Source organism: Actinomadura sp. 6K520, from assembly GCF_004349245.1.
In the GTDB taxonomy this organism is placed as follows: domain Bacteria; phylum Actinomycetota; class Actinomycetes; order Streptosporangiales; family Streptosporangiaceae; genus Spirillospora.
The window spans coordinates 1-8,556 of the sequence record NZ_SMLC01000242.1; the positions used below are offsets into that span (position 1 = coordinate 1).

Annotated in this window: 9 protein-coding genes; 3 read left to right on the forward strand and 6 right to left on the reverse strand. The window is 72.5% G+C overall.

The window, feature by feature from the left end; all coding sequences use genetic code 11:
• Positions 1-21: 21 nt before the first annotated feature.
• From E1289_RS34370 to E1289_RS34385, 4 genes are all read right to left on the reverse strand, one after another.
• The gene (locus tag E1289_RS34370) at positions 22-459 is read right to left on the reverse strand and encodes a response regulator (RefSeq protein WP_131987812.1); all 438 of its coding nucleotides are present in this window, start codon (positions 457-459) and stop codon (positions 22-24) included.
• A gap of 20 nt (positions 460-479) precedes the next feature.
• Positions 480-2,261: an ATP-binding protein gene (locus E1289_RS34375; protein WP_243713346.1), complete on the reverse strand. Its 1,782-nt coding sequence runs from the start codon at positions 2,259-2,261 to the stop codon at positions 480-482.
• The gene (locus tag E1289_RS34380) at positions 2,261-3,454 is read right to left on the reverse strand and encodes a fused response regulator/phosphatase (protein ID WP_243713348.1); all 1,194 of its coding nucleotides are present in this window, start codon (positions 3,452-3,454) and stop codon (positions 2,261-2,263) included. Before E1289_RS34380 ends, E1289_RS34375 begins: the two co-directional genes overlap by 1 nt.
• A 140-nt stretch (positions 3,455-3,594) precedes the next feature.
• A complete protein-coding gene (locus tag E1289_RS34385; RefSeq protein ID WP_131987814.1) occupies positions 3,595-4,152 on the reverse strand; it encodes a CGNR zinc finger domain-containing protein in 558 nt (185 codons plus the stop codon).
• A gap of 84 nt (positions 4,153-4,236) precedes the next feature.
• Here E1289_RS34385 and E1289_RS34390 point away from each other — a divergent pair, with 84 nt between their 5' ends.
• The 3 genes from E1289_RS34390 (at position 4,237) to E1289_RS34400 (ending at position 6,934) form a co-directional block, all read left to right on the forward strand.
• A complete protein-coding gene (locus tag E1289_RS34390; RefSeq protein ID WP_131987816.1) occupies positions 4,237-5,136 on the forward strand; it encodes an alpha/beta hydrolase in 900 nt (299 codons plus the stop codon).
• 104 nt (positions 5,137-5,240) lie between these two features.
• Positions 5,241-5,801, forward strand: a complete 561-nt coding sequence (locus E1289_RS34395; RefSeq protein ID WP_243713349.1) for a sigma-70 family RNA polymerase sigma factor — start codon at positions 5,241-5,243, stop codon at positions 5,799-5,801.
• The gene (locus E1289_RS34400) at positions 5,798-6,934 is read left to right on the forward strand and encodes a CU044_5270 family protein (RefSeq protein ID WP_131987820.1); all 1,137 of its coding nucleotides are present in this window, start codon (positions 5,798-5,800) and stop codon (positions 6,932-6,934) included. Before E1289_RS34395 ends, E1289_RS34400 begins: the two co-directional genes overlap by 4 nt.
• Positions 6,935-7,039: 105 nt before the next feature.
• Here the strand turns inward: E1289_RS34400 and E1289_RS34405 are convergent, their stop codons facing one another.
• A complete protein-coding gene (locus E1289_RS34405; protein WP_165970735.1) occupies positions 7,040-7,342 on the reverse strand; it encodes a hypothetical protein in 303 nt (100 codons plus the stop codon).
• 68 nt (positions 7,343-7,410) lie between these two features.
• Positions 7,411-8,382, reverse strand: coding sequence for a pentapeptide repeat-containing protein (locus E1289_RS34410; protein WP_165970736.1), 972 nt, complete (start codon positions 8,380-8,382; stop codon positions 7,411-7,413).
• Positions 8,383-8,556 lie beyond the last annotated feature (174 nt).

Below are 8,556 nucleotides of genomic sequence, written 5' to 3' on the forward strand. Positions count from 1 at the left end.
GGAGCGTGCGGGCGGGCCGGGTCAGCGCGGGAGCTTGACCACCGTCACGAAGAAGTCGTCGATCCGGCGGACCACGGAGATGAACTGGTCGAAGTCGACCGGCTTGGTGACGTAGGCGTTGGCGTGCAGGTTGTAGCTGCGCAGGATGTCCTCGTCGGCCTCCGACGTGGTGAGCACGACGACGGGGATGCGGCGCAGGCTCTCGTCGCGCTTGATCTCCTCCAGCACCTCCCGGCCGTCCCTGCGCGGCAGGTTGAGGTCGAGCAGGATCAGGTCGGGGCGCGGGGCGTCCGGGTACTCGCCCTCCCGGCGCAGGAAGGCCATGGCCTGCTCGCCGTCGTTGACGACGTGCAGCGAGTTGTTGACCTTGTTGTGCTCGAACGCCTCGACGGTGAGCAGGACGTCACCGGGGTCGTCCTCCACGAGCAGCACCTCGATGGGGCGCGGGTCGTCTTCCATGTATCCGTCCTCGCTCTTCGTCAGTTGTGATCGGCGGCGTTGTGATCGGCGGCGCCGCTGTCGGCAGCGTAGCCGTCGGCCGTGTCGTGGTCGGCCGCCTTGTGGTCGGCCGCCTTCTGGTCGGCTGCCTTGTGGTCGGCGCCGCCGGCGGCCACGGCCACCGGAACGCGGTCGGCCGGCAGCGTCCAGCGGAACACGGTGCCGGGGTCGTCGCCGTTGCCGTCGGGGTCGAGCCAGATACGGCCCCCGTGGTATTCGGTGATCTTCTTGCAGAGGGCCAGGCCGATGCCCGTGCCCGCGTACTCGTCGCGGGGGTGCAGCCGCTGGAAGATCAGGAAGATCCGGTCGGCGTAGCGGGGCTCGATGCCGATGCCGTTGTCGGAGCAGCGGAACTCCCACTCGTCCCCGGTGCGGTGGGCGTCGATGACGACGCGGGGCGGCACGCCCTCGCGGCGGAACTTGATCGCGTTGCCGACGAGGTTCTGGAAGAGCTGGGTGAGCTGGGTCCGGTCGCCGGACACCTCCGGCAGGTCGCCGACCTCGATCTCGGCGCCGGTCTCCTCCCGCAGCGTCGCCACGTTGTCCAGCGCTTGCCGGGCGACGTCATTGAGGTCGACCGACTCCTCCGGGCGCGAGATGCGGCCCACCCGGGAGAAGCTCAGCAGGTCGTTGATGAGCGACTGCATGCGCTTCGCCCCGTCCACGGCGAACGCGATGTACTGCTGCCCACGCTCGTCCAGCTTGTCCCCGTACCGGCGCTCGATCATCTGGCAGAAGCTCGCCACCTTGCGCAGCGGCTCCTGCAGGTCGTGGCTGGCGACGTAGGCGAACTGCTCCAGCTCGGCGTTGGAGCGGCGCAGGTCCTCGGTCTGCTCGTCGAGCTGCCGGGTCTTGTCGACGCTGGCCCGCCACTCGTCGATGATCCGGGTGCGCATCGCGTCGATGATCGCCGCGAGTTCGTTGATCTCCGCCGGGCCGGGCACGTCCAGCGGATGCGCGAAGTCGCCCTGGGACACCGCGCGGACCCGTCCGGTCAGCGACGACACGGGGGTCAGCACGGTCCGGCGGATCAGCACCGCGAGGGCGAGTGCGGCGACGACGACCAGGGCGAGCGCGGCGGCCGTCGACCACATCGCCGTGGTCGCGCGGGACCGCAGCCTGTCGGCGGCCCGGTCGTGCAGCCGGGTGAGGCCGGCCTGCAGCGGTGTCAGGTCCCCGCGCGCCTGGTTGAGCAGCCGCCGCGCCTCCCGGCTCTCCGCGCGGCCGACGCCCTGCCCGCCGGGACCGGCGGCGATCCGCTCGGCGTATCCGGTCCGCCATGCCGCCGCGTCGGTGCGCGCCTTGTCCAGCAGGCGGTAGACGTCGCCGTTGCCCGGCACCCCGGCCAGCAGGTCGCGCATCGTGGTGGCGGCCTCCTCCTCCCGCTCGACCGCCGCCCGGTAGTCGGCGAGATGGGCCGCCCCGCCGTCCTGGGCGTAGTCGCGGATCGCCGAGTCCTGCGTGGTGAGCGCGGAGGAGAGCCGGAACTGCTGCAGCGCCGCCGGGTCGACCTGCTCGACGAGCACGTCGCGTGCCCGGTGGTTCTCGTACAGCGCCAGCCCGGTCTGCACGAACGCGGCGAGCAGGAGCATGCCGAGGACGAACGAGCCCAGCCGGTAGATCTGGACGAGCCGCAGGCGGCCCATCCCGTGCCCCTGGGGGACGTCCGCGGCCGGCAGCACGATCGCCGGTCCGGAGATCCTCGGTCTGCGTTTCCGCTCCGCGTCCGGCGGCGCGTGGTGCTCGGGCGGTTCCGTGGTCATCAGGCGTCCCCCCGGCTCAGCAGCAGGACGGCCAGGTCGTCGGCCAGGACGTCGCCGTTCAGCCGCTCGGCCTCCGCGATGAGCCCGTCGACGAGCAGCTCGCCGCGCCGGCCGTCCGCGTAGGCGATCTTCGCCAGCTCCAGCAGCCCGGCGAGGTCGAGGTACTCGTCGCCGGCGGTCCCCTCGATCAGCCCGTCGGTGTAGAGCAGCAGCCCCCACGAGTCGCCGAGTTCGAGCTGGAGGGCCGGCCAGTCCGCGCCGGGGAACAGCCCGAGCGCGGGGCCGTGCGGCTCCTCGGGGACGGGCTCGACCCCGCCCGGCCCGAAGAACAGCGGGCGCGGATGCCCGGCGCGGTGCAGCCGGGCGCTGCGCCGGTCCGGCGCGATCGTCAGCGTGCACACCGTGGTGAAGATCTCATCGCTCCAGCGTTCGTGTTGCAGGACGGCGTCGAGCGTGTCGAGCAGCCGCGGCCCGGTCTCCCCGGCGAGGACGAGGGTGCGCCACGCCATGCGGAGCCGGACCCCGAGGGACGCCTCGTCCGCGCCGTGCCCGCTGACGTCGCCGATCACGACGTGGACGGCGCCGTCCCCGGTCTCCACGGTGTCGTGGAAGTCGCCGCCGAGCAGCGCGCGGTCGCGGCCCGGCCGGTACCGGGTGTGGTGCCGCAGCGTCGTGTCCTTCAGGATCGGGACGGGCAGCAGGCCGCGTTCCAGCCGGGCGTTCTCCCGGCTGAGCGCCCGCGCCTCCACCAGTTGCCGCTCGGACTCGTCGGCGCGCTTGCGCTCGATGGCGTAACTGATCGCCCGGGTGAGCAGCGCACCGTCCACGTCCTGTTTGACCAGGTAGTCCTGCGCGCCGGCGGCGACGGCCTCCACCCCGACGTGGGCGTCGGCGAGGCCGGTCAGCACGAGGACGGCGATGGACGGCGCGTGCGAGTGCATCCGGCGCAGCGCGTCGAGGCCGGTGGCGTCCGGCAGCGACAGGTCGACGATGACGCACTGGACGTCGGGCCGGAGTGCGTCGATGGCCTCGGCGAGCGTGGCCGCGACGGTGATCCGCACGCCGGGCTGCGCCTCGCTCAGCAGCTCCTCGAACAGGAACGCGTCGCCGGGATCGTCCTCGACGAGCAGCAGGTGGGGGGAACCGGCCACGCCTAGAAGCCGTTCCGCACCGCGACTGTGCATCGCGGTCATCGATCAGCTCCTTCACCCGGGCACGGCGACCGGACATCAGGGAGGGGTAGTCGCTTGCCGTCGAGCAAATATTAGAGGTACTCGGACGACCTGATGCACCTCATCGGCGGACGTAGCACCCGAACATACCGTTCGCGGCCTCAACGGTCCTTGTGCCGTGCGTAGTACCGGGCGACCCGCGCGCGGTTCCCGCAGCGTGCCGCGGAGCACCAGCGGCGGCGAGGGTGCGCGGGCAGGAAGAGCATCGTGCAGTCGTCGGCCGCACAGTCCCGGACCTCGCCGATCGCGGGGTCGGCGAGGAACGCGGCGGCGTCCTCGGCGAGGTGCGCGGCGAGGCGCGCACCGTACCCGCCGCCGCGCCGGACGGTCGCGGTGACGGCCGTCCCGTCCCAGGCCAGCCGCTTGATGCCCGGCGCCCGCCACTGGGCGTCGTTGAGGCCGTCGAGGGCTTCGTCGGGTGGCCGCTCCCCCCTGCGCGCCCGGTCGACCGCGACGGCGACATGGCCGCGGACGGCGTGGACCGCCGCGAGGTCCCCCTCGGTGAGGGGCCCGGGCTCCGGCGGCGGCACCCGGTCCCCCTGGAGGGCCAGCCAGCCGGCGAGACCGTCCGGTGCGGAGATCAGGTCGCCCGCGGCCGAACGGGTGTTGACCAGGTCCAGCGCGAGCGGCTCACCGGTCAGCGGCACGAGATCGCTCATGGCCCCTAATGATACATGGCCGTATTGACGCATTAGCCGATGGCAGGCTATGACTAATGCATCTTCTGTCTGAGGAGGCATGTGATGTCCCTTGCCCTGCCCGCCCGCACCGCGCACCGGCACGTCCAGGTGGCCGGAGTCCGCGTCTTCTACCGGGAGTCGCTGCCCGAGACCCCCGACGCCCCGGTGATGCTCCTGCTGCACGGCTTCCCGTCCGCGTCGCACCAGTACCGGCGCCTGATCGACGTGCTGGGGAGCCGCTACCGGCTGATCGCCCCCGACTACCCCGGGTTCGGGCACAGCGACGTCCCCGAACCCGCGTCCACCGGCGGGACGTTCGACTACACCTTCGACGGGCTCGCCGACGTCATGGAGGGGTTCGTCCGGCGGCTCGGGCTCGACCGGTTCGTCATGTACGTCTTCGACTTCGGCGCGCCGGTCGGGTTCCGGCTGGCCCTGCGGCACCCGGAATGGATCGCGGGGCTGGTCGTCCAGAACGGCAACGCCTACGAGGAGGGGCTCTCACCGGAAGCGCGTGAGTTCATCTCCCTGCGCCCGCACAAGGAGGGCGCGGAGAAGACGGTCCGTGACCTGCTGACGCTGCCCGCGACGCGGGCCCAGTACGAGGGCGGGACCCGCGACCCCGAACTGATCGCCCCCGACGGCTGGACGCTCGACCAGCACTTCCTGGACCTGCCCGGCCGGACGCGGCCCCAGATCGACCTCGCCTTCGACTACATCTCGAACGTCGAGCGGTACCCGGAATGGCAGGAGTGGCTGCGCGAGTACACCCCGCCGGCCCTCATCGTCTGGGGCCGCGACGACATGTTCTTCCCCGAACCCGGCGCGCACGCCTACCTGCGCGACCTCCCGGACGCCGACCTGCACGTCATCGACACCGGCCATTTCGCCCTGGAGGACAGGCTTCGCGAGATCGCCCCGCTCATCGCCGACTTCCTCAACGGTGTCGCCGCCGGCCGATGAGTAACGATGGCCTTCCCCGTGCCACTACCTGGTGACGTGAACAGCCGGACGGACGGAGGCGCAGGCGGTGGCAGACCAGGCCCTTGAGGGACGAGGGGATGCGCGTGACCCCCGATGAAGAACGCTTCACCGCGATCTACGACGGATGCCGTCAGCACGTGTGGGCGTACGCCGTCAGCCGCGCTGGGCGCCAGGTCGCGGACGAGGTGGTGAGCGAGACCTTCGCGGTCGCGTGGCGGCGCCTCGCCGACGTCCCCGACCCGGCGCTGCCGTGGCTGCTCGGCGTCGCGCGCAACGTCCTGCGCGACCACCACCGCGCGGACGTGCGGCGCGAGTCGTTCGCCTTCGAGGTCGGGCGGTGGACGGCGCGCCCGGCGGGTGACATCGCCGAGGACGTCGCGGAATGGCTCGCGGTCCTGCGCGCGATGGCGACCCTGCCGGAGGGCGACAGGGAGATCCTGATCCTGGTCGCCTGGCACGGGCTGACACCCCGCGATGCCGCCAAGGTCGTCGGATGCTCGCCCGCCGCGCTGCGGGTCCGGCTGCACCGGGCGCGGCGGCGGCTCCTCCGTGCGGCGGACGCCGCCCCGAAGGAGACGGGACGGGGAGTCCGGCCGTCCGGGACACGTCCGCAGGTGGGAATCATCGGTGAGGAGATGTCATGAACGACGTGCTGCGGACCCTGAGCGAGGCGCGCCCCCCCGAACTGAATCCGGATGCGCCGGTCGACGAGGGCGTCCGGCGGACGGAACTGGCGCGTGCCATGGCCGCCGCCCCCGACGCGGCGGCCCGCGGGAAGGGGCCGCGCCGGCGCGTCCGCCCGGTGTGGGGCCTCGGCCTCGCCGGGGCGGCGGCGGCCGGTGCGCTGGTCGCCGCGATGGTGCTCCCGGCCGGGCCGGAGCCGGACCGCGCGGGCGGCCGGCAGGTGGTCGACGCGAAGACCGTCCTGCTCGCCGCCGCCGAGAAGGCGGACGGGCAGCCCGACGACGTCCGCGCGTACTGGCACCAGGTTCTGGTCGCGTCCCACACCTACACGACGGGGAAGGCCGGGGCCCGCTACGCCGTCGTGATCAGGAACCGGCAGGAGAACTGGATGCTCAGCAAGCCGGGCGGCAAGGCTTGGAGCCGTCACCGGTACCTGGGCGCCAAGCCCGCGACGTCGGCGGACGCCGAGGTGTGGCGGCGCGCGGGCTCGCCCGGCGGCTTCGAGGTCGAGATACCGATCTCGCCGGGCGCCGTGAAAACCAAGCCGCGCACCGTGTTCAAGGCCGAGCCCGGTCCCGCGCGGACCGCGGGTTCACCACTGGTGGACGGGGACAAGGTTCTGTGGCTCGGCCGAAACGCGACCATGCAGGACCTGCGATCGCTGCCGTCCGACCCGGAACGGCTCAGGGCCGAGCTGATGCGTCTGTACGACGGGCAGGGGACCGAGGGTGGTGGATCGGCACGGGCCGGGGAGTGGCTCTACAGCGTGGCCGTCGGGCTGGTGATGGACGGGCCGGTGCGGCCGGAGGTCCGGGCCGCCGCCTTCCGGATGCTGGCCGGGCTCCCGTCGGTGAAGTCCCTCGGCAAGGTGCGGGATCCGCGGGGCAGGACCGGAGATGCCATCGCGGTGGACCGCAGGACGCCCGGCGGCGTGGTCCGGAACCGGATGATCATTGATACGGCCACCGGGACCGCGTTGGCGAACGAGAACATCATGCTGAAGCCGGCGGGAGGGGCAGAGACACCGGCCGGGCGGACAATGGACTCGGTCGTCCTGGTCACCGCGGAATGGACGGACGCGGGCCCGAGATAACGGCCCGGAGGTAACGAACCCCGAGGTGACGGGTGGGAAGGGGCGGCGCCCACCGGGTGCCGTCCCTTTCGGGTGCCGCGGCATTGTTTTGCGGCCGGGTCGTGATCAGGCGCTTCTGGGGGTGTGCCGGGCGGCTTTCTGGGCCGCTCTCCGCTGGGCGGCGTTGGCTCTGGCGCGGTTCAGGCTTTCCCTGACCTTGGCGGCGCCGCGCGCCGCGGTAACGGTGTCCTTGGCGCGGCCGGCGTAAACCGCGAGGACCTCGGCGACGGGCGGCGGCTGCCATTCCTCCTTCTGGACGACGGGCAGGAGCGGGACGGCGGTGGCGGCGGAGTTTCCAGGCACGGGGACGAGCGCGAGATGCGATTGGCAGTGCGGGCACTGCGCCCCCGGATGGGTGTCTCTGCTCATACCACAAATCATTACCCAGGGGTCTGACAAAACAGCGCCGCATTCGCGGATCTTCCCGCCGGGAAAGGTTATGACCGCCCGGTGGCGCGCCGCAGCCACGACCGCCTGGGCGTGCCCGCGGCCGGGCGCCCGCCGCGGGCGCGCACCTCGGACCGCCGGGGCAAGGCACATCCGCCCAGGTCAACACCGGTCACCTGGAGCAGCGCCACGTCGGTCCGCTGCACGGACGTGAGCCGGACGTCCGCCGGGGGCCACGATGGTTCCATGACCCCCGGGATCGGCTCGGACAGCGAACGCACGGACGCCGTCCCCGTGAAGGCGGCGTCCGCCAGGTCCAGTTCCGCGTACCGCAGCCCGAACTCGGCGTCCCCGTAGACGGTCGCCCCGCGCACCGACACCTGCCGGGCGGCCGCGTGGACGTGCAGCCCGCCGTGCACGACGGCGTCCGCCAGCGAGATCCCGCCGAGCGCGACCAGCGGCCCGAGCCGCAGGCCCCGCCGGAACTTCGCCCGTTCGAACCGGGCCCGCCGCGCCACCCGCACGCGGCGGAACGAGGCGGCCCCGCCGAAGGACGCCGCCTGCATCGCCGCGTCCCGCCCGAACGCGGCGTGGTCGAAGGAGGCCGCGCCCACGAACACGGCGTGCCGGAACGAGGCGTCGACGTGCCAGCGCGCCCCGTCGAACGTCGCCTCCCCGGTGAAGACCGTCTCCTCGAACGAGCTGTGCCGGTGGAAACGCGCGCCCTGGAAGGAGACGTCCCGCCCGAAGCGCACGTCCCGGAACGAGGCGTTGCCGAAGAACCGCGCGTCATGGAACGACGCGACCCCGAGGAAGCAGGCGCCGTCGAACGAGCTGTCGCCCTCCACGCAGAAGCCGCGCAGCGGCGCGTCGGACGGCAGCACCGCCCCGTCGAACCGCGTACGCCCCAGGTGGGGCCGCCCGTCAGGCCCGGTGACGGCGTCCAGCACCGCCTCAAGCAGCCAAGAAGGCACGGTGACGCCACGCAGATCGACCTCGGTGCCGGGACGCAGCGCGTCCATGAACCGCTCGAACTCTCGTGGACTCAGATGGGCGGGGCACCCCCCGGCCGGCTCTGCGGCACGCCCCGTACATCCGGCGACGGCCGTACAACGCGGCCAGAACAACGAGGCGGGGGACGGTTCATGAAGGACCACGCCCCCCATGTACCCAAGCCCAACCCCGAAGTAAGACTC

Bases quoted from the DNA above. Each gene is read 5' to 3' on its own strand.
- E1289_RS34375 (WP_243713346.1), bottom strand. From the start codon at position 2,261: ATGACCACGGAACCGCCCGAGCACCACGCGCCGCCGGACGCGGAGCGG.
- E1289_RS34380 (WP_243713348.1), bottom strand. From the start codon at position 3,454: ATGACCGCGATGCACAGTCGCGGTGCGGAACGGCTTCTAGGCGTGGCC.
- E1289_RS34385 (WP_131987814.1), bottom strand. From the start codon at position 4,152: ATGAGCGATCTCGTGCCGCTGACCGGTGAGCCGCTCGCGCTGGACCTG.
- E1289_RS34405 (WP_165970735.1), bottom strand. From the start codon at position 7,342: ATGAGCAGAGACACCCATCCGGGGGCGCAGTGCCCGCACTGCCAATCG.
- E1289_RS34410 (WP_165970736.1), bottom strand. From the start codon at position 8,382: ATGGACGCGCTGCGTCCCGGCACCGAGGTCGATCTGCGTGGCGTCACC.
- E1289_RS34370 (WP_131987812.1), bottom strand. From the start codon at position 459: ATGGAAGACGACCCGCGCCCCATCGAGGTGCTGCTCGTGGAGGACGAC.
- E1289_RS34400 (WP_131987820.1), top strand. From the start codon at position 5,798: ATGAACGACGTGCTGCGGACCCTGAGCGAGGCGCGCCCCCCCGAACTG.
- E1289_RS34390 (WP_131987816.1), top strand. From the start codon at position 4,237: ATGTCCCTTGCCCTGCCCGCCCGCACCGCGCACCGGCACGTCCAGGTG.